This window comes from Kitasatospora mediocidica KCTC 9733 (assembly GCF_000744225.1).
Taxonomy (GTDB): domain Bacteria; phylum Actinomycetota; class Actinomycetes; order Streptomycetales; family Streptomycetaceae; genus Kitasatospora; species Kitasatospora mediocidica.
The window spans coordinates 60,765-80,138 of sequence record NZ_JQLN01000001.1 but is presented as its reverse complement, the minus strand read 5'-3'; the positions used below and the strand labels follow the sequence as shown (position 1 = coordinate 80,138).

Annotated in this window: 19 protein-coding genes and 1 pseudogene; 13 read left to right on the top strand and 7 right to left on the bottom strand. The window is 69.5% G+C overall.

What is annotated here, in order from left to right:
* Positions 1–492: 492 nt before the first annotated feature.
* From BS80_RS00345 to BS80_RS40160, 7 genes are all read left to right on the top strand, one after another.
* Positions 493–1,041: a hypothetical protein gene (locus BS80_RS00345; protein ID WP_157535693.1), complete on the top strand. Its 549-nt coding sequence runs from the start codon at positions 493–495 to the stop codon at positions 1,039–1,041.
* Between the two features lie 84 nt (positions 1,042–1,125).
* The gene (locus BS80_RS37310) at positions 1,126–1,515 is read left to right on the top strand and encodes a phage tail protein (protein WP_051965525.1); all 390 of its coding nucleotides are present in this window, start codon (positions 1,126–1,128) and stop codon (positions 1,513–1,515) included.
* Positions 1,516–1,604: 89 nt separating this feature from the next.
* On the top strand, positions 1,605–1,889 hold the full coding sequence (locus BS80_RS00335) for a hypothetical protein (RefSeq protein WP_035791372.1): 285 nt from the start codon (positions 1,605–1,607) through the stop codon (positions 1,887–1,889).
* Positions 1,890–1,947: 58 nt separating this feature from the next.
* Entirely contained in the window at positions 1,948–2,634 is a 687-nt protein-coding gene (locus tag BS80_RS00330; protein WP_051965523.1) for a DUF402 domain-containing protein, read from the top strand.
* Complete coding sequence (locus tag BS80_RS00325; protein ID WP_051965522.1) at positions 2,631–3,158, top strand: NUDIX domain-containing protein; 528 nt, start codon at positions 2,631–2,633, stop codon at positions 3,156–3,158. Before BS80_RS00330 ends, BS80_RS00325 begins: the two co-directional genes overlap by 4 nt.
* 980 nt (positions 3,159–4,138) lie before the next feature.
* Positions 4,139–4,651, top strand: coding sequence for a transposase (locus BS80_RS42250; protein ID WP_232246296.1), 513 nt, complete (start codon positions 4,139–4,141; stop codon positions 4,649–4,651).
* Positions 4,578–5,159 (top strand): hypothetical protein, encoded by a 582-nt coding sequence (locus BS80_RS40160; RefSeq protein ID WP_157535691.1) that lies wholly within the window; start codon positions 4,578–4,580, stop codon positions 5,157–5,159. Before BS80_RS42250 ends, BS80_RS40160 begins: the two co-directional genes overlap by 74 nt.
* Here BS80_RS40160 and BS80_RS00310 read toward each other — a convergent pair.
* From BS80_RS00310 to BS80_RS40155, 3 genes are all read right to left on the bottom strand, one after another.
* The gene (locus BS80_RS00310) at positions 5,077–5,907 is read right to left on the bottom strand and encodes an IS5 family transposase (protein WP_232246295.1); all 831 of its coding nucleotides are present in this window, start codon (positions 5,905–5,907) and stop codon (positions 5,077–5,079) included. The genes BS80_RS40160 and BS80_RS00310 overlap by 83 nt on opposite strands.
* A 273-nt stretch (positions 5,908–6,180) precedes the next feature.
* Positions 6,181–6,570, bottom strand: coding sequence for a hypothetical protein (locus BS80_RS00305; protein ID WP_157535689.1), 390 nt, complete (start codon positions 6,568–6,570; stop codon positions 6,181–6,183).
* Entirely contained in the window at positions 6,563–7,378 is an 816-nt protein-coding gene (locus BS80_RS40155) for a DNA glycosylase family protein (protein WP_157535687.1), read from the bottom strand. Before BS80_RS40155 ends, BS80_RS00305 begins: the two co-directional genes overlap by 8 nt.
* Positions 7,379–7,698: 320 nt before the next feature.
* Here BS80_RS40155 and BS80_RS00295 point away from each other — a divergent pair, with 320 nt between their 5' ends.
* From BS80_RS00295 to BS80_RS00280, 4 genes are all read left to right on the top strand, one after another.
* A complete protein-coding gene (locus BS80_RS00295; protein WP_232246294.1) occupies positions 7,699–8,454 on the top strand; it encodes a TnsA-like heteromeric transposase endonuclease subunit in 756 nt (251 codons plus the stop codon).
* On the top strand, positions 8,451–10,643 hold the full coding sequence (locus BS80_RS00290; RefSeq protein ID WP_035791362.1) for a DDE-type integrase/transposase/recombinase: 2,193 nt from the start codon (positions 8,451–8,453) through the stop codon (positions 10,641–10,643). The genes BS80_RS00295 and BS80_RS00290 overlap by 4 nt, the downstream gene beginning before the upstream one ends.
* A 233-nt stretch (positions 10,644–10,876) precedes the next feature.
* Positions 10,877–11,908, top strand: a complete 1,032-nt coding sequence (locus BS80_RS00285) for an AAA family ATPase (RefSeq protein ID WP_232246293.1) — start codon at positions 10,877–10,879, stop codon at positions 11,906–11,908.
* Between the two features lie 8 nt (positions 11,909–11,916).
* The gene (locus tag BS80_RS00280) at positions 11,917–13,485 is read left to right on the top strand and encodes a TniQ family protein (protein WP_198045384.1); all 1,569 of its coding nucleotides are present in this window, start codon (positions 11,917–11,919) and stop codon (positions 13,483–13,485) included.
* A gap of 83 nt (positions 13,486–13,568) precedes the next feature.
* Here the strand turns inward: BS80_RS00280 and BS80_RS00275 are convergent, their stop codons facing one another.
* Both BS80_RS00275 and BS80_RS37305 read right to left on the bottom strand, forming a co-directional pair.
* A complete protein-coding gene (locus BS80_RS00275; RefSeq protein ID WP_232246292.1) occupies positions 13,569–13,925 on the bottom strand; it encodes a hypothetical protein in 357 nt (118 codons plus the stop codon).
* A gap of 137 nt (positions 13,926–14,062) precedes the next feature.
* Positions 14,063–14,734, bottom strand: coding sequence for a hypothetical protein (locus tag BS80_RS37305; RefSeq protein ID WP_157535686.1), 672 nt, complete (start codon positions 14,732–14,734; stop codon positions 14,063–14,065).
* Positions 14,735–15,262: 528 nt separating this feature from the next.
* On the opposite strand from BS80_RS37305, the gene BS80_RS00265 reads away from it, so the two are divergent.
* Positions 15,263–15,451, top strand: a complete 189-nt coding sequence (locus BS80_RS00265; RefSeq protein ID WP_035791356.1) for a hypothetical protein — start codon at positions 15,263–15,265, stop codon at positions 15,449–15,451.
* 323 nt (positions 15,452–15,774) lie between these two features.
* Here the strand turns inward: BS80_RS00265 and BS80_RS00260 are convergent, their stop codons facing one another.
* Positions 15,775–16,362, bottom strand: a complete 588-nt coding sequence (locus BS80_RS00260; RefSeq protein WP_035791354.1) for a GH25 family lysozyme — start codon at positions 16,360–16,362, stop codon at positions 15,775–15,777.
* A 416-nt stretch (positions 16,363–16,778) separates the two neighbouring features.
* Between BS80_RS00260 and BS80_RS00255 the strand changes: the two genes are divergently transcribed.
* Positions 16,779–17,897, top strand: coding sequence for a phage tail sheath family protein (locus tag BS80_RS00255; RefSeq protein ID WP_035791352.1), 1,119 nt, complete (start codon positions 16,779–16,781; stop codon positions 17,895–17,897).
* Between the two features lie 626 nt (positions 17,898–18,523).
* On the opposite strand, the pseudogene BS80_RS44235 reads toward BS80_RS00255, so the two are convergent.
* Positions 18,524–19,263, bottom strand: a pseudogene (locus BS80_RS44235) (ISL3 family transposase); the annotation flags it as partial.
* Positions 19,264–19,374: the final 111 nt, after the last annotated feature.

Sequence of the window (19,374 nt, the reverse complement as noted above, 5' to 3'; positions counted from 1 at the left end):
CTGCCGCCGCAGCGGCCGTCACACCGATCACGCTCGCGAACAGCCACCGCTTAGGGGTGCGGTTCGGGATGCTGGCGGGCGGAAGGCCTCCGCTTGGCACGGCCTCGATATCGCCTGTTGGTTCCTGCTCCGACATCCCCGAATCTCCCTGATCTGTGCAGCTCAGAGGGTGATCGCAGCAGGTCTGAAGCCCTTGGATCAAGCTTGGTGTCGAGAATGCGTCTGCTCATCCATATTTCTGACACCTCAATCGTTACGGGCTGCGCCGACCCCTCGCGCCGTCGGCGCCCGAGCCGCGAGCGCGGGCGCGGGGAGCGGTAACCCGGCGTCCCCCTGGCAGTGCGGAGGGCCGTGGGCGCCCTGGCGGAGCGCGCGTGCCGGCACGCTCGGCCGCAGCTTGCCGCAGCAGTTCGTCATCGAGGGCGTCGAGGGACCGGCGTGGTGAGACATCTGAGGCTCCGCACCTCGCGCGGCTTCGACCACGAGTCGCCGATGAGCCCCTTCGGCAACGATGGCGAGCCCTGGCCGGGTGTGATCGACGAAGTCCCCGAGGTCTTCAGAGCCTTCGTCGAGGAGCCGGCGTTCACCGATCAGGAGGGGGTGCCCGTCGTGACGGCCTGCTTGTGGCGGGGGCCGACAGACGAGCGGTGGCACCACGGGACGATCGACTTCCCCGAGGGCGCTGTCGATCCTGACGGGGCGACAAGCCTGTTCGGCCTCCTGATCGACCGGTCTCCGCAAGTGTTCCAGCGCTTCGCCGAGGACTACTACGAGGTCTCCGTCGACCTGGGGGCGGTGAGCCAGGTCCATGCCCTGCGGCCACTGGACCAGGAACTCGTGTCATTGCTGGACCCTGAGGTCAGCTTGACGGACCTGGCCCAGGACATCTCCGAGATCGGCTATCCGCACCTGGACCAGGAGCGGGGCTATTCACGCGTCGGGGTTGACCCGGTCGAGGAGGGTTCGGGTCGCGCCGTCGAGGGCCTGCCGCAGGGCGCCCCAGCCGCCAACGAGGACGACAACCTGGCGAAGGAGCGTTGAGCGGTTTGCCGCCCAGACACCCCCGGGCGCGGGATGATCGTCACGGCGCCCGTTTGGTGCGTGCCCGACAACGATGGAGGGGTTATGAGCGGTCAGTTGACGTTCGCCGTCTGGATCGACGGCAGCCAGGTAGAGACACTCCAGAGCGTCTCCGGCCTGGCGGTCGACAAGGCTGACATCGAAATTCAGCAGGTGTCCCCTGGCACGGGGCCCGTGACCAGGCCCGGCCCTGTTGACAGCGGAGAGGTGACCATCACCCGAGGCAGGGACAAGAGCAAAGCGTTCACGGACTGGATCAAGCGGACCAGTCAGAACCCCGGCGCCGCGCGGGGGCTGAACCTTGCGCTGCTTGACTCCGCGTCGAAGCCCGTCCGGGCCTTCCTCCTCGTCGAAGCCTGGGCTTCGGCTGCCCAGGGCGCGGACGGCGCCATCGACACGGTGACCATCACATGCGCCAAGGTCATCGAGGAGTAAGCGCAACGATGATGCAGCCGCGCTAGAGCGGCCCGGACCCGGTAGCTGCCTGGATCATCGAGGCCTGCGACTGGCAGGACCAGACTCGAGTGCTCCTCGGACGCCTGCCCTCCCAGCTGCGCCTGGTCCACGACCCGGACCGCTGGTGGATCGGGATCGACGCCTTCGCCCCGCACCCGCGCGTCCAGCTGTGCGCGGGCCGGGTGAACGAGGACGGTACCTTCGCCGACGTGACGGCCGTCCTGGACGGCACGGTCGACGCCACCGACCGCGAGGAGCTCGCGCGGGCCGTCCAGGAGCTGCGCAAGCGCCTGGACGCCCCACAGCCGCCGAACCGGTGGGCAGCCGGGCACTACGGTCTCCCCGACTCCTGACCCGCCGTCACACCATCGAGCGGAGTTCCCGGCCCCGAGCGCGGGAAGGCTGCTCTTCGTGACCGACACCGACGTGTTCCAGCTCGGCACCACCGTGATCCGCCGCGACGTCCACGCCGGCCGGGTGTGGACCGCGATGCCGCAACGGGTGATCGACGACACCGGCCACGTGCTGACCCTGGCCTACTGGCCGGGGATCGAGACCCTGGCCCCGACGACCTGGATCTCCTCGACCCGCACCGGTGACGACGCCACCCGCAAGCAGGGCCTGGCAGACCTGGCGGCCGGCACCTGGACCCTCGGCCACTACTGCTGGACCGGCACCGAGCTGCTGTCCCACTTCCTGAACGGCGAGTGGTTCTCCGTGCACTGCTTCCAGGACGCCACCACGAAAGAACCACTGCGCTGGTACATCAACTTCGAACACCCCTACCGGTGCCGACCCGGCCTCGGCATCGACACCATGGACCTCGCCCTCGACCTGGTCATCACCCCCGACCTGTCGGGCCACCACTGGAAGGACACCGAGGAGTACGCCCAGCTGCGCCGCCTCGGCGTGGTCGACGACTACGCGGGCCGCCAGGTCGAGCAGGCCAGAGGCAGGGCGATCGGCATGCTGGACGACCGCGCCGGGCCGTTCGCCGGCGGCTGGCCGACCTGGGCACCGGATCCGTCCTGGCCGCTGCCGACGCTGCCGCCCGGCGCCGACGAAGCCGCCACAGCGGCGACCCCGTACCGGCCATGACGAGCAGCGGCACGGCAAGCGGGCCGGTCCGCGTGCGGGTGTGCGCGGTCCTGCTCCACGACGCCCTGGTCTGCCTGATCCGCCGCCAGCGCCCGGCCGGAGTACAACTCTCCTTCCCCGGCGGCGTGGGCGAGGACGAGGACGACGAGGACCCGATCGACGCGCTGCGCCGGGAGCTCCTCGAGGAGCTCGGCCTCGACCTGGCGGCGCTGCCCGTGCCGCCGGTGCTGCGGTTCGTCCAGGACCAGGAGACGGAGCGGCCGGGCGAGGTGGAGCCTTTCCGGCGCCGGCACCTGGTCTACGTTGCCCACCTGCCCGACCACCTGGTGGAGGCCGTCGCCGTGGCCGAGCAGGACGCTCCCGACGAGGCGCCGGTGGTGTGGCTGCCGGTGGCCGACGCGGCCGGCCTCCACCTGTACCCGGACGTCGGCGCCGCCCTCGCCCAGGCCGTCCTGCCCGACACCGCCGCAGGCGGCCCGGTGCTGCTCCCGGCGATGAGCGGAGCGGCCTACCAGTGGCGCTGACCTCCTGTGACTGAGCGCCGTGGATGGCCAGAGTTTGCAGCTGGCGTGGCCAACGAGGGGTTGCGCGTTGGTTGCTTGGCGTGTGAGCTGGGTAGCTTCGCCGTCGAAATGATCATTTGGTTTCGCGATGCGTCCGAGAAGAGGATCTGACATGGCGTTGGCAGTAGGCGTTCGCTGCAAGCTCGCCCAGGAGATCGAGTTGGTCCCCCGGGTGGTGGTGAGCGCGTCCGGGCCCGGCGCCACCGGGCCTACGACGATGGCTAGCAATGTGTGCATGGCAGCCGGGACCCAGGGCATCGTGACCTGGGCCGAGCTGGGTCAGCTCAGCGCCAAGGATCTCGCGGCCTTCCGGCAGGGCATCGAGGACGATGTGCAGCAAGTCGAAGAGGAGTTGAGCCGCAACGTCGGCGAGCCCGAGGCGGGCGACACCGAGGACCCGTGGGCCCAGGAGCGCCAGGAAGATCGCCGAGATCCGCAAGCGTCAGCCCGGCACCCAATCGGGGACCTGCCACGTACAGCTCGACAACGGCATCACCCTCAGGGACCTGAACGTCCTCTACCTGACCGAGGCATAATCCCCACGGCCTACCGTTCTTACGTACTCAGGTGATCCGGTCCGCTCCTCCGACGTCGGAGCAGATCACCTGGGACCGGGACTGGCCTGACGTCTCAACCGATCTGGTCGTCGCTGGTCACAGCCGGATACTCAGAAGCCGTTGCTCTATCGATCTTGGTGATCGTGAGTTCGAGTCTGCCGACTCGGCCGGGTGATCTTTCGGTCGGCAGGGCATGAAAGTGGGGCCTCCCGCACAGCTCGTGGGTGTCGAATCCAGTCGAGCAACAGGAGGCCCCTGGTGCCGCAGTCTTCCGTCTCCGTGACGTTGCCGTCCAACTCCGTACCCCTGTCGTGTGACTGCCTCGCTCATCGGTTCGGGAACGCCGGGGGTCGCCCGCACAGGCGTCCGAGGTACCCCTCGGACATGACCGACGCGGAATGGGCGGTCGTGCGCGACGCGATGCCCGTGCCCGCCTGGCTGGAAGGCCGCGGCGGGCAGCCGGAGGGCTACTGCCACCGGCAACTGGTCGACGCTGTGCGCTACCTGGTCGCGGGCGGCATCGCCTGGAGGGCGGTACCCGCGGACTTCCCCGCGTGGGACCGCGTCTACGCCTTCTTCCGACGCTGGCGCGACACCGGCCTGGTGACCGAGTTCCACGACCGGCTGCGCGACCGGGTCCGCCGGGCCGCGGGCCGTGATCCGGAGCCGACCGCCGGGATCATCGACGCGCAGTCAGAGCGTGGTGGTGAACCGGTCTGTAGCTCGATGACCGGCAGCTTTCGGGTGGTGGCGGTGTCGGGGTGGCCGGCTGCGGGCAGCCAGCGGAGGGTTCGTCTGGTTGTGGAGGTGCGGAGTGCCGTCGGTGATCGCATTGCTGGAAGTCCGGGAGGCGCGGGCCCGGGAGGATCTGGAGTCCTGGCTGGAGATGCTGCGTGAGGCCGAGGTGCAGGCGGAGGCGGCTCGCCAGCGGCTGGAGCACGCGCGGATCGCCCGCGAGGAGGTGGCGCTCATGTTCGCCGAAGGGCCGGGTGTGGGACGGGAGGGTGACGGGGCGTCACCAGCGCCGATCGTGGTGGAGAAGCCCGTGGGTGTGGCCGGGACACTGCCGACGGGTCCGGTGCTGCGAGAGGGCTACGATGCCCGACCGCCGGCCTGGCAGGCGGGGCTGGGAGCCGATGCGCTGTGCGGGGCCTACCGGCAGGTCTTCGAGACGGCCCTGGCCGCGCCGGGGCCGGTCACGGTGCAGGAGCTGACCCGGGCACTGGGGCGGGACGCGGCGCGGTTGAACGAGGTGGAGAAGGTGCGCCATCGTGCCTATGCGCTCCAGGCGCGCGGCTGGCTCCTGCGAGAGCGGGGCCTGTTCAGGCCTGCCGCGGGTCCAGGCGCCCGGGCCGGAACTCCGGCCAGTGCAGACGGTCCTTCGCCAGCTTCCGCGTCAGCGTGATCAGGCCGGCCCACCACACCATCTGAGTGTGGTGGTCGGGCCGGCGCTCGTGGTCGCGGTTAAGGCGCCGGGCCCGTGAGAGCCAGCCCAGTGTGTGCTCGACCGCCCACCTGCGGGCGAGCACCACGAATCCCCTGGTCCCGTCCGGGCGTTTGACGACCTCGACCCTGACTCCGTGCGCCGCGAACGCCTCCGCCAGTGCCGGGCCCTGGTAGGCGGTGTCCGCCCAGACCAGTTTCAGCAGGCGTCCGTGCTCGGCCATGAACGCGTCGATGAGTTCCGGGGCGGCCACCGAGTCGTGCATGTTCGCGGGGGTGACGGTGATCTCCAGCAGCAGGCCGCCCGTGTCGGTCAGGATGTGGCGCTTGCGTCCGTCGCGGAGCTTGTTGCCGTCGGTCCCGCGCGTGGCGGCCGGGCAGGTCTCCGAGCCGTCCACCGACTGGGCGTCCATGATGCCCGCGCTCGGTTCTCCCGCCCGGCCCTCCCGCTCGCGCTGCAGGCGACGTAGCCGCTGGTAGAGCTCGCGCACGTATCCGTGGCGCGACCAGCGGCGGAAGAAGTCGTAGACCTTGCGCGAGGCCGGCAGGTCGACGGGCATCGCCCGCCACTTCGCGCCGTTGTCAACGAGGTAGCGCACTGCGTCGACCATCTCACGGTGGCAGTGGGCCTCGGGGCGTCCGCCCCGGCCCTCCAACCAGGCCGGCACCGGCATCGAGGCCTTGATCTGGGCCCATTCCGCATCCGTCATGTCAGACGGGTAGTGCGGCGCACGCCGCCCCGCCACGATCGCCCCGTACTGGTGAACGAAGCAGTCACACGCCAGAGTGACCGAAGTGGCATCGCCCGGCACGGGAATGGTGAACTGGTACGGCAACGGGCCTCCTGGGCCGGAGGGTTGGTCTCGACAACCGCACTCCTACCAAGAGGCCCGTTCGTCTACACCCGCCCAGTGGCCAGCACGAGCGTTCGAGATTTCTTCAGAGAAATGATCTTTCGGAGCAGTCTGTCGCGGTGGACGCCGTCACACCCCTGGCGGGATGGCGAACGGGTCGTACTCCTCGGGCATGAAGCAGCCGTAGTCCTGGAGTGGCTGCGGATCGTTCAGCACGATGTGCTGGCGCTCGCCCGCAGGTGAGAGTCCGTCTGAGCGGTCCAGAATCCGTTGGCCGGGGAGTCCGGTGGACACTGGTGCGTCGGCTGCGAGTCGACCGAAGCGGTCCAGCAGAGCCCACACAGCCTCGTAGACATCGTGGATGTCCTCGGCCGCCCTCTCCTCGGTGATTTCAGGGGAGGCTTCGCGGTACGCCGCACGGGCCGAAGCGACAAAACGCTCCGGATCGACGATCACTACGTCCTGGCGCATCCGAACGCTGACCGTCATACCCGCCGTCGGGACTGGCATCTCATCCACCGGCCCAAGGTACTGCGTCGGAGGCGCGACCGACCGAGGCATTCACAACCCGACCCCACCGAACATCACCCGGTTCACCACCACGCTCTGAGCTGAGTCGCGCTCTTGTGATTGACGATCTTGTTCGGCAGGCTGTCCGGGTGCGTGTTGATCTTGTCCCGGATGACCTGTTCGTGGCCGCCTGGGAGTTCATCGCCGAGGCCTCCTCCAGCCGGGGAGCCGGCCGCTCCGCTCGCTGGATGGTGGCCGAGCGCTTCGGGTCGACGCCGGCCTGGTGCCAGTCCCAGGAGGGGATCAGCGCCCACTGCCGGGCGGCGGGCGCCACCCGTAGGTCCGCGAGCGGGCCGGGTGCCGCTGTGCCGAAGCGGCGCAGCAGGTGATGCCAGGCGCGCCGTGCTTCCAGCACGGTCACCTTCTGCTCCAGGATCGCGGGAATCAGGGAGTCCATCACCAGCCCGGTCGATCCAAGGCGCAGCCCGGGGTTGCGGCGCTGGACCTCTCGTAGCGGGCCGGGCGGCAGGACCAGGGTGTGCGGTTCGTCGAACGTGCCGAGCATGGCGGGCACTGTCTCCAGCAGCCACGGGGCCCCGTCTCCCCAGGCTGTCGCGTCGACCTCTCCGGCGCTCGGGCACGGGGCGATGCGGATCGTCCCGATGCCTTCGGGTGTTCGAACGGCCCGCCACAGTGCGCCGGCGTGCCAGCGGGCTGCCGGGTCGGCGGCGCCGCGGTGCAGCGGCGCCGCGACCTGGCCCAGATCGAGCGCGTACGGCGGCCGCCACCGCCGGTGTACCCCGCTGCTCTGCGCCACTGCCTGGCCCGCCTGTTCTCTGCCGTGTCGGTGCGACTTTGCGAGCTACATGGCACGGGGCTGGTGGTCTGAGCTGGGTCCTACGGCCGGTTTGATCGCTCTGGTTGGCACCAGATGGTCGGTTTTGTTGTCATGTGGTCCAGGTTTTCGGTCTGGTTGTCACCAACTCCGGAGTTCGTTTGCGGGCGACCAGTCCGCCCGAGTTCTCTGGCGGGGTGAAGAGCTTCGAGCATCGTGGGCAGCCCTCCATGGCTGCCGGCCCAGCTGGGCGGAGCCCTCTGTGGTCGCATAGCTGCACCTGGGATCAGCTGCTGCTCCCGGTGTCGTTGGCCGAGGGCCGCGACGGGCTCGACCTGACCGAGGGCTGGCTACGGCGGTGGTCAGTGGCGTGGCGGCTGGGCGGCGATGCGGTCTCGTATCCGCTGGATGAGCTTGCGCAGAGTTCGTTGAGCGGGCTGGGGCCGGTTCGCTGGTTCACATGGCGGCGCGATCAGCGCCATCGGCCCGGGCTCGTGTACATGGTCAGCACAGGGAGGTTGCACGGTTCGGAAAGTCTGGAGGAGGCCCGACTGCTGCTGGCGCTGGACTTCGCCGCCGGGGTGATCGAGGTTGTGTCCCAGCCGCTGAGGCTCACGTTTTTCGGGCAGGCCGGGCGGCGCGTGCACACACCGGACTTCCTGGTGCGGACGCGATCGGGGGTGTGGCTCATCGATGTCCGCCCGGCCAGGCTGATTGAGGGAAAGGACCGGGAGTCGTTCGCTGCGGCCGCGGAGGTGGCCCGGGTCTGCGGGTGGCGCTTCGCGGTCGCGGCGGACTGGCGGCAGCACGTGACGGTGACTTTGGACTGCTTCTCGTCCCGCAGACGCCCGGTCTCGGATCCGCTCAGGGTTGAGCCCGGGCTGCTGGCCGAGGCGGCCGAAGGCCGGACATTCGGTGAACTCGTGGATTCCAGTGCCTTTCCGCCCGTGGCGCGGGCACATCTGCTGCACCTGTTGTGGCATCGTCGGCTCGGTCTCGACCTGCTGGAACCCCTGAGCGACCGATCGAGGGTCGTGCCGGGTGAGACGGAATCATGACCGCGGCCGTGCCCTTGGATCTGTCGGTCGGCGCCGAGCTCGTCCTGGACGAGGCGGAGTGGCGCGTCGAGCGGCGCGAACCGCACACGGGCCGCGTTCACCTCGTCGGGTTGGACGGCGGCCGTCAGTGTGTGACCTTCCGGTTCCTGGCCAACCACCCCCGCTGCCGGGCCTCGTCGCGGACGGCCGCCCACGGCGCCGGCCGGGGCCGCCAACCGAAGAACGTTAACGATCTGACGCCGGGCCGACTGCGTCTGGCCGAGCTGCGGCTCGCGCACCTGTTGGAGGTCAGCACCGGCTTTCGCAGCGGCGATCCACTCAGGGCCTCGCCCGGGGAGCCGAAGCCTCAGTACAACCCGGACACAAGCACGCTGACCGAGCGTCGGCTGGCGAAGGTTGCGGAGCTGGAAGCGATGGACCGGCAGGAGGCGAAGCTGCTCGCGCTGGACCGGGTGAGCGTGCGCACGCTGATCCGATGGGATGCAGCTCGGCGGAGGGACGGGCTGCTCGGTTGCGTGGACGACCGCTGGCTGCGCGAGAGCGGTGGGCATCCCAGCGTCACTGTGCAGGTGCGAGAGGCCATCCACGCGGTCAGGCAGGAGACGTTGCACGGGGCGAAGGTGAGCATGGCCACGCGCGAACGAATGATCAGGCAGTACGTGCGCGAGGAGTTCGGCGCGGAGGCCGAGGTTCCGAGCTACGCGGTGTTGCGGAGGGTTTGGCGGGAGTGGTTCGGATCCGGCCGACAGCGCCAGCGCTACGCCAGATCGGCCGAGTTGCCCACCCGGGGCGGCTATGTGCTGATCGACCGTCCGGGCCAGGTCGTCGCCCTGGACTCGACCGTGCTGCCGGTGATGGTCCGCGAGAGTGTCTTCCACGAGGCGGTGAAGGTCCACCTCACTCTCGCTCTGGACACCTACAGCCACTCGATCTGCGCGTTCCGGCTCACGTTGGTGTCTGACACGTCGGTTGACGTCGCGATGCTGCTGAGGGACGTGATGCTGCCTCTGCCGATGCGCGAGGACTGGGGCGAGGAGATGGAGTGGCCCTACCCAGGTCTGCCGGCCGCGGTGGTCGCCGAGTTCGCCGGTCACGAGGTCGCCGGGCTACCGTTCTTCGCGCCGGAGACGGTGACCACAGACCACGGGGCTGTCTACCGCAACCACCATATGGTGCGGATCCAGCAAGCGCTGGGGTGCAACATCCTGCCCGCCCGGGTCTTGCGTCCCACGGACAAGCAGGCCGTCGAGCGGGTCTTCGGGAGCATCCGGTCGCTGCTGTTCGAGTGGCTGCCGGGCTACACGGGCGTCGACGCCGCAGACCGTGGCGCTGATCCGCAGGGTGATGCAGTGCTGACCATCGCCGAGATGGAACATCTGATCGCCACCTGGGTGGTCGGCATCTGGCAGAAGCGCCGGTTGGGCGAGTACGCGCCGCACTGGGATCCAGGTGGGGACCACAGCCCGAACTCGCTGATCGCAGCGTCCTTCGACCAGGGTGGCTTCGCCCTGGAGATCCCCTCGCCGGACCTCTACTACAAGGTGCTGCCCGAGCACGCGGTGAAGAAGATCGACGAAAGGCGCGGGGTGAAGATCCGCGGACTCTGGTATGACGGGCCGGCCCTGCGGCCCTACTGGGGCGAGCGGTCCAGCCGAGGAGGCGCGCGGGCGACGAAGTGGATCGTCCACCGCGAGCCGAGGGACCGGCGCACTGTGTTCTTCCAAGACCCGCTCACCCACGACTGGCATCCGCTGCGCTGGACCGGTCTCCCGCCCGAGGGGACGCTCCCCGCCTTTGGGGACAAGCGCGTCACCGAACTCCTCGCACGCGTCGAGAAGGCCGGGTTGAAGCCCCAGACGGACGCCGACCTGCTGCCACACCTGCTGGCCTTGATGCACACGGCCAAACCCGTCGACCGGTGGCCTACTCGGATGACGAAGTCCGAGCGCGTCGAGGTGGCCCGGGAGCGGGAGCAGGCCCAAGCCGCGGCAGCCGACCGCCCCGCCGCACCGCCGGCGGTGCTACCCGCCCCTCGACCGGCAGCCGCTGCGAGTTCCGAGCGTCGCAGGAAGCGGGAGGCCGCCGTCAGCGGACCGCTGGAGGCGCCGCCGCGGCTCGGTGAGGAAGTACGGCGCCGCAACCTGTTCGCCCTTCCCGCCGTTTCCGAGCCGCTGCGGGACGAGCGGTGACGGCGCGTCCGCAGAGCCCCGGCGCCCCCAGCGGCGGGTTCGTCCTCCCACCAGCTGCGGCGGACCGACAGACGGCAGCCGGTTGGCAGCAGTGGTGCACGGTCCGCGACTCCTTCGTTCCCGCGCGGCGTCTGACGCGTGATGAGTTCGCCCAGCTCAGCCCAGGCGAACAGGAGCTGTTCCTGCTGCATCGGGAGGTGACGCACAGCAACTTTCCGCTGCAGGAGACGCCGATGAGTCGGGCCGTGGCCCGGGTCATGCGCTCTCGCCTGCGCACCGGTGCTCTCAAGCACCGGCCGACCACCCGCCGGGGCCTGATCGTCAACGGCGGTGGCTGCCAGGGGAAGACGGAGACCGCTTGTGAGGTCGCCGCGGCGTTCGAGCAGTCCTGGCTGGAACTGCACGAGCACCTCAACCCGGACGCCGTCGAGGGCGCCCGCGACCTGCACATCCCGGTCGTCTACGTCCAGACGCCGGTCACTGCGAAGCCGAAGAGCACCTGCAAGGCGGTCCTGGACTTCTACGGCGCCGACCATAACGGCATGGACCTGCCGGCCCTCATCCGGGCCGTGCGCCGCCACGTCCACGCGCACGGCACCCGCGCGATCCTGCTGGACGACATCACCCGCCTCAAGCTCCACCGGCGCGACGACCAGGACGTCTTCGACCTCCTCAAGGGCTTCATGGACATGAGCGCCACGTTGGTCCTCATCGGCGTGGACGTCCCAGGGTCCGGCCTTCTGCGAGGCGCCGTCGAAGACCCCTCGACCGGAGAGTGGATCATGCCCTCGCGCCCGGGAGGCCAGGCGAGCCAGGGTGCCGAAACCCAGCACCAGCGCAGGTTCACGATGGTCCACCTCGGACCGTTCCCCTACGACACTCCGGACGACATGGCGGCCTTTCTCCGCCACCTGAAGGGCATCGAGGACCACATCCGCCTGTTCGACGCCTTCCCCGGCATGCTCACCACGGGCGACATGCCCGAGTACCTGCACGACCGCACCGCAGGCGTTGTCGGGCTGCTGGAGTGCCTGATCGAGGACGCCGTGGAAGCGGCAACCGAAACCGGGCTTGAGAAGCTCACTATCGAACTGCTGGAACAGGTCGAGATCAGCGTCGAGCGCCTGCCCGGACGCGACGCCACCGCCGGGGAGGTCCCGGCCCTGCCCAAGCAGTCACCGACCCGCGCGAAGAGCAGCCGCCCGCGCAACCGCGTCTTCGACGACCAGGGCCCGCCGCCCGTGACCGGCACCCACGCGAGGTGAACAGCCCCTTGGCCCGCCACGACGCCACCGAACTGCCCTGCAGCCTGAACCCCCTGCCCGACGAGACACTCGCCGGCCTCCTGCTGCGACTGTCCCACCGCAACGAGCAATCGCCCCAACGCATCGCCTACCTCAGCGGCCTCCTGGCCCATGGTGGGCGGGCCCGAACACTCTCACCCCGCCTGCTACTCGAACTCCGACCGCCGGCCACCCGACTACTCGCAGCCAGCTGGCGCCTGTCCCTGGAAGAAGCCAGCCAGCTCACCTTGCGTAGCGCGGCACCGAACTACCCACCACTGCACTCACCCTTCCTCGGCAGGCGACGGGATATCAGCGCGATGGTCAAGGACGGGTGGGCGCTGATCCGCTACAGCCGCTACTGCCCGCAGTGCCTGGCCGGGGACGGCAGCTCCATCCAGCGCGACCACGGCGGCTCGTGGCAACGCACCTGGCGTCTGCCCATGACCTTCGCCTGCCTACGGCAACTGCGCGTCCTCATCGTGCTGATCGCGGCCACCTGGCCGGCCATCCGCGCCGTGGCACCGCACTTCGCCCGTTTCGCCGACGTCGAGGAGTACCTGGAGCGTCAACACACCCTTCTGGAAACGCGGGCAGAACCGTCGAACGCCTCACGCGGCGAGCGGTTCGTCACCGCGCTGCCCACCAAGGTGAGCACCTGCGCGGCCCTGCTCACCTTGGCCGACACACTCACCGCCAGCGGTGAAGCAGACCGCGTGATCGGGGATCTGGCCCACCGCGGCGCTCTGCGCTCAGCTGTGCGGCCCCGGCTCGCCTCCCACGTGCCCTTCTGCTCACCCGGGTTGCGGGGCGCGTTGGCGAGGCTGCCGCAGATGCACCGTTCCCGCCGACCCGGCGGTGCGGGCGACTTTCCCCAGGAGGCCACCCATCTCGGGCTCTACAAGCCGCGGCAGGTCCCCCAGAGGCTGCCTGACACGTGGCTCGTGGAGCTGGGGGAGCTGAACGGCATCTCGCCTCTGGAGCTGCAGCGCGACGCTGCCATCCGGCTGGTCCAGATGGCCCGCAGCAGCTCGCGGGTCCAGGCCGGTCTGTATCTCGGACTTTCGCATGTGCTTTCCCGGGCTGGCGGGGCGCGGATCGCGGGCTGGCTCCGCACCAGCGGTCAGGAGTACCAGTACCGCCAAGCGCTCGCGAGGATCGCCGAGCACATCGTCTCCGACGGCCACCCTGTCGACTACGAGCGCCGCCGCGAGCTACTGCACGGATGGACCATCCCGGGCGCCGACTGGGAAGCAATCGTCACCGCGATCCGGCAGCGCCAGCGCGCGCAGAGCCGCGAGCGGACCCGCTGGGACGCCTCCCGCCACTTGGGCGCCTCGACCTACATCTGGGCGCGGGCCACCAGCAGCGAACCCCGGCTGCACGCCGACCTGAAAGGAGCCGAGCACCGCCCCAGAGGCATGGACCCTCTCGCGCACGCTTGGTACACCGAGCACGCCGGCCGATCCGAAAGGTACATCTCGCCTACTTACGTCCACCTCAGAGAGCTGCTCGACAGCTGCCTCCAAGGCGTGATCGCCAGCATCGACGGCCCATGACGGTCTCCCAGTAGCCACGGAGGCCGTTAAGGGCCAGCTGTGATGGAAGATCGACTCTTGGGAGCAGCCAGCGACGCTCTTGATCAGTCCGTGCCGAACTCGACGTCAACGGGAACTCCGAGCCTTCGCAAGCGCAGCCTCAGGAACTCCATCTCCGTCAGCGTCCCGACGAGGCCACCGCGTCTCAGCTCGTCGACTTGCTTCCGGGCATCAGGCAGCGATGCTCCGGAGACTTCCCGCAGGACCTTGAGCGCGGGGACCAGGCTCGGCATCGGACCGACCACCCGCAGCCTGGCAGGTCCGTGCGCCGTGAGCAGAGCCTTCCGGACATCCTCGGGCGGCCTCCCCGGGCTGGAGTCCTCGCAGCCCGCCATGCCGCAGGTGTCACAGGAGATCTCGGCATCCCACCACAGGTCATCGCGCTGGATGAACTGGTTCACCTGACACACCATCGTGCCACCGCAGTCACTACAGCGCTCTGCGATCATCGCCGTCTGACCAGTCACCCGGGCTCCTCGACTTTCCCCGTCATGCTGATGTTCTTGCGGCCAAGGCACACTGACTGTTCGTCCGCTCTCTACTGGACGTCGTGGACGATCGGCTGGTTGGGGCAGGTGAAGCAGCCGAACACCGCCATCCGTTCCATACGGCCGAAGGAGATTCGGCTGCCTGGATCGGACAACGATGACGGGTCGATCCCTGCCTTCGCCAGAGCGTCGGCCTGGATCCGGACATCGTCCGCGAAGCGGCGCTGGCTGAACAGCTGGACCAGCAGTTCCATCTCGCCGCCGCATCCTTCGCAGACCGGTCGGCAGGAGCGCTGGGTGCAGTAGGCGTAGCCCCCGGCCTTGTCGGACCAGCGACAGGCCAATAGATCGTCGTACGTCTCCTCGGCCTCCTCCGGGTCCTCGGCGGACCCGAAGAGGTCCTCGAACACCTCCTCGGGCAGGTCAGCGGAGTGGGGGAAGTCCAGAACAGTCTCTGCTTGGGGTGCGCAGGGATACGGCACATACTCCGCCTGTGAACGCCGCAGCGGAGGGTGACTGTCGAGTGTCTTGCCGATGGCCACGCTGTCGCGCCAGTAGAGTCTCGGCGCCTGAATTCCACCTTCGACATGCAGGGCCGGGCACCACAGCAACTGCAACAGATCCCGCCCGGCGGGAAACCGGAGGGCCGGGACGTCCTCGGCCCGCAGCTGCAGCACCGCAACCAAGTGTGGTTCGGGTTCTCCCGTCTCGTCCTTCTCCATGAACGCGGACCTCGTGAACATCTGCCCGGATCCTGGGGGCGACTCCACAAGCTCGCCGGTCTCAGCAACGTGACCGTGCTTCTGCGTACACACGGGCCAGGGCTCCTCCGCCGGCCACAGGATGGGGCCGCCAAGCGAACTCTCGTGAGGCCCGGGGTTGGCCGGGAGCCAGTTCAACAGCGTGGTCGTACGGCCGTATGACGCCAGCGCGGGGAAGAGCTCCGGTATGTCATCCAGATCCGTGCCGTCCATCAGAGTCACCCTTGCAAAGTGCGCCCCACCAGCTGGACCGCGAAGAGCGCCAGCATGCCATCCACCCCCGACACCAGCGCAAGGACGGTCGACCCGGGAACCGGGTGACAACCATCGCGATCAGGTGACATCTATCTCGACCAGTCGCATCGGTCGACACGCACTCTATGTGACCGGCAATGCATTCGAACAAATAATCGAACAAGCGCTACGCTGGCCATACGGAGGGGAAACCGGCGAGAGCGACGGGGGTCGTCGCATGAGGAGGCGACCAGCGTGTTTACCCATCTCCACGTCGCCTCCGGCTACTCGGTGCGCTACGGCGCCTCCCTGCCCGACGCGGCCGGCCTCCACCTGTACCCGGACGTCGCCGCCGTCCTCGACCAGGCCGTCCGGCCCGACACCGCCGGGGGCGCCCCGGTGCTGCTCCCGGCGATGACCACCACGTCCTACCGGTGGCGCTGACCTCCCGCGCGCACATGAGCCAGACCCTGGTAGTTGTCACCGCGAGCGCCGACTGACCTGGGTGAACCTGTCGAGTGAATCGCGATAGTTGTCACCAGATGGTCGTGCTACTTGTCACCAGCTCGCGGTTCTCGTGCTTGGTGTCACCGCCGGGGCCGGTGCCGGTGCGGTGTGGGGGTTGCGCGCTCGGGAGGCGGGATTTAGGCGGGTGCTGCGAGAGGCGACGAGGAGGGTGAGGGAGGCCCGGCGGCCGTGGTGCGGCCGCCGGGCTGGCGAGGGAACCTGGTCGGTGTCGACCCAGTGCGGCGGAGCGTGGCCAGGTGTCAGGGACGCCAGGTGAAGGACATCACCTTGGCGTTGCACATGTTCGTCTCGCCGTTGTAGGCCTTGCGGGCTGGGCTGGTCCAGCCGCCGAACGCCGTGAAGCCGTTGAAGTCCCTCTGCCCGTCGAAGGGCGCGTACAGCAGGGGCAGCGCGCTGTGGTCCGCGAAGTCGGCGCCGAAGTTCCGCTCCCAGCGGTCGGCCGAGGCGTAGATGCCGACCGACAGGCCGGCGGCCTTGCAGGCCGCCACCAGGTTGGTGAGCACGGTCCGGTTGGCGCTCTTGTCGGTGCCCCAGTAGCGGTCCGGGGCCTCCGGGAAGAGCCAGGTGGTCCCCACCGAGAGCTGGTTGTCCTTGATGTACTGGGCCACGTCCGCGGCCGCGGTGGCGGGGGTGTGCCCGGTCACCGTGATCAGGGCGTCGACGGCCAGGCCCGCGTCGCGTGCGTTCCTCGTGCTCGACGCGAAGTTCGGGTCGACCCGGACGGTCGACTGGTAGGCGCGGACGATGACCTCGGTGTAGCCGTTGTTCTGGAGGCACTGGTAGCTGGACTTGCCGACGAGAGTCTCGGTCTCGACGCCGACGGTCATGGGACTCCTCATTCCGGATGCCGGGCCGCTGGTCGCGGACGATCAAGTCGGCAGCCTAGCCACACCGGCGCCTCAGCGTGGCACCTTCGGAACATAGAGTGACCACCCGCTGGGCTGCGCATGCCGGGCAGCGTGCCGAGGGGATCGCAACCTGCTTGGGCGAGGCTTGCGTGCCTGACCTGGGCGTGAGTCGGAGCGGGAGGTGCGGGAGGTGGCGCGGTAGGGCCGGGGGCCGTTGGCGCGGCCGCCGGGTTTGCGGCGTGGCCCGGAGGGTGTCGGCGAGGACCGCGTGGGTTGACCGGGTGCATTACCTGATGCGCGGCGCGGCGTTGGTCAGAACACGCGAACAGCTCCGGGCGCTCCGGTCTCCGGGAATGATCACCCGCGTTGTGTACACGACAGTGGAGGAGAGTCCCATGGCAACCAAAGTGGTCGGTCCGAGCGCGCACGTCTACGTCGAGGAGACGTTCACCATCGGCCTGTCCGTCAGGTCGGGGCCAACCTCGGTGACGGCGTTCGTCGGCGACTTCCCCGGCGTGCCCGCGGCCGGGGCCAGGGTGGGCAGCTGGCTGGACTTCACCGCCCTGGCCGGCGAGGACGGCGACGGGGACCTGCGCAAGGCACTGGGGCCGGTCCTCAAGAGCTACTTCCACAACGGCGGCGGCCACTGCTACCTGGTCAGCACCGCCGAGTCCTCCCTCGCCGAGGCACTGCGGGCGGTGAGCGCGCTGGGGGACGTGACGCTCCTGGCAGCCCCCGGCCTGTGGGACCAGGGCGCGCAGGCGGCCCGGGAGTGGGCCCGCGCGCTCACCGGCTGGGCCGCGGCGAACAAGGCGATGACCATCCTGCACACCGACCGCGATCACACCCCCGAGCAGGCCACCAAGGCGGTCGAAGCCTGGGACCTCGACGGCGAGACGCGAGGTTACGCGGCGGTGTACTTCCCCTGGCTGCGCCAGAGCGGCGACGAGGAGCCGCTCGTGCCCGTCGGCGCGGTCGCGGGTGCCTGGGCAGCGGTCGACCGCGAGCGCGGCGTGTGGAAGGCGCCGGCCAACATCGCCCTGCGCGGCACCGACGGCCCCATCTGCAAGGCCACCGACGACGACCAGGGCGCCCGGCCCAACCTCAACTTCCTCCGCACCTTCCCCGGCACCGGCGACAGCACCCTGATCTGGGGCGCGCGGACCCTCTCCGACCTGGACAGCTGGCGCTACATCCCCGTCCGCCGTCTCTTCAACGCGGTCGAGCGCGACATCGAGCGGGCGCTGTCGGCCGCGATGTTCGAGCCCAACAGCCAGCCCACCTGGGAGATGGTGCGCGCTTCCGTCGACACCTACCTGCACGGCCTGTGGCAGCAGGGCGCCCTCCAGGGCCACAGCGCACAAGAGGCGTACTTCGTCCAGGTCGGCACGGGCGTCACGATGACCGAGGACGACATCGCGGCCGGCCGGCTCATCGTCAAGGCCGGTCTCGCCGCCGTGCGGCCCGCCGAGTTCATCATCCTGCAGTTCACCCAGGAGATGAGCCAGCTCTGACCCGCCGCCGAGCCCCCGGGCTGCCGCGGGAAGCACGCCGCGGTCCCCGGGGGGATGGCCCAAGGCCGGGAACGACGCCCGCTGCAGCCGCGATGATCTCGGCGACAGTCGCGCGGCGAAGCGACCGCCTGCGCGGCCCGGAACCCCCCTGTGCCGTGAAGGTCGAGTGCGCGCCGTCGCACGGTCGAGCGGTCCGTGGAAGACCGGCCCTGCGGGGCACGGCGTTTCGGTAGCACGGGGCACGGGCTGGAGCCGCCCTGAGGTGACCCCCGCGGCATCGCCATGGCTACCCCGCAGCACTTCACCAGGGCCTCCCGGGGCAGCTGGTACAGACCACCCAGGAGTTCCCCGCTCCACCAACGGTGAGGCGGGTGCGCGCCGCTACCAGCCCAGATCTGCCAGGTTCGAGCTGGCGGCACCTTAGGAGGCTTCACGCACCGGTTCCTCTCGTATACCTCTTCGTCTTGCTCGCCGGACCCGCACCATCTGACCGTGCTGGCACGTCCCGGCTTCGTCAGGGCCGCTTGCCACCCTCCCGGCATCTCCCGGGTCAGGCTGCCCCAGCTTCACCGCCCTGCTGCGACAGGACAGCGGCGAAGGTCTCCCACCTCCACTCGATCAATCGGCGCCTCACGGCGCACGTGCCAGAGATGCCACCTGTCTGCGACTTGGACAGCCTGCGGGGCGCCGGTCCGGGCGCCTTCGGCGAAGAACGGGGCGCGGTCGCGGCAGACGACCTCGATGCCGGGATGCTTTGCGAGCCAGGCGGCGACCGTCGCCGCTTCCCGGTCCGGCAGTAGGTCCACCGGCCGCCGCGTCTCGATGTCGATCAGAACGGTTCCGTAGACGCGGCCCTTGCGCATCGCGTACGCGTCGACACCCACCACCCGCGGAGGCGGCGGCAGTGGCTCGGGCAGTGCATGGATCAGTCGCAACACGGCACTGCGGCTGATCGAGACCCCGAGGGCGTCTGCCAGCCTGGCGCCGGCCCGGCCGGCCAGCGCCAGGCCGATGCTGGCCAGCGTCGGCCGCAGCCGCTCGGTCCACCGGCTGTGCCGACGGGTCAGGCCCGGCACCTGCTCGGCGAAAGTCCGCCGCTCACACGACGTGCCGGCGCAGATGAGAGCCGGCGGACGTGCAGACGCAACAGCACCCGTGGGCCCGCGCTCGGCATGTCCGTGGGAGAGCGCAGGTAGGAGCCGTGAAGCCGACTCGACCGGACCCCGCAGCCCGGGCACGACGCCCCAACAGCCGTGGACCGCACCTCGACCCGAATCACCTCGCTGTCCACATCGACCGACAGCACCCTCACGTCCGCGACCGCCGGAAACAGCAACGTCTCCAGCCGGACCAACAACTCGTTCACGGGCCAGCAGTGTCAGCGACAGCACGACGGCGCCCGACGATTTTCGGGCAACCTCACGAGTACAGCCAAGAAGATCAACAATCACGCAACGTGAGCCACCGCAGAACTCGT

What these genes read in the sequence shown, in the direction of transcription:
- BS80_RS00345 (WP_157535693.1), top strand. Translation starts at nt 493, where the DNA reads ATGAGCCCCTTCGGCAACGATGGCGAGCCCTGGCCGGGTGTGATCGAC.
- BS80_RS37310 (WP_051965525.1), top strand. Translation starts at nt 1,126, where the DNA reads ATGAGCGGTCAGTTGACGTTCGCCGTCTGGATCGACGGCAGCCAGGTA.
- BS80_RS00325 (WP_051965522.1), top strand. Translation starts at nt 2,631, where the DNA reads ATGACGAGCAGCGGCACGGCAAGCGGGCCGGTCCGCGTGCGGGTGTGC.
- BS80_RS42250 (WP_232246296.1), top strand. Translation starts at nt 4,139, where the DNA reads ATGACCGACGCGGAATGGGCGGTCGTGCGCGACGCGATGCCCGTGCCC.
- BS80_RS00310 (WP_232246295.1), bottom strand. Translation starts at nt 5,907, where the DNA reads ATGACGGATGCGGAATGGGCCCAGATCAAGGCCTCGATGCCGGTGCCG.
- BS80_RS00290 (WP_035791362.1), top strand. Translation starts at nt 8,451, where the DNA reads ATGACCGCGGCCGTGCCCTTGGATCTGTCGGTCGGCGCCGAGCTCGTC.
- BS80_RS00285 (WP_232246293.1), top strand. Translation starts at nt 10,877, where the DNA reads ATGAGTCGGGCCGTGGCCCGGGTCATGCGCTCTCGCCTGCGCACCGGT.
- BS80_RS37305 (WP_157535686.1), bottom strand. Translation starts at nt 14,734, where the DNA reads ATGGAGAAGGACGAGACGGGAGAACCCGAACCACACTTGGTTGCGGTG.
- BS80_RS00260 (WP_035791354.1), bottom strand. Translation starts at nt 16,362, where the DNA reads ATGACCGTCGGCGTCGAGACCGAGACTCTCGTCGGCAAGTCCAGCTAC.
- BS80_RS00255 (WP_035791352.1), top strand. Translation starts at nt 16,779, where the DNA reads ATGGCAACCAAAGTGGTCGGTCCGAGCGCGCACGTCTACGTCGAGGAG.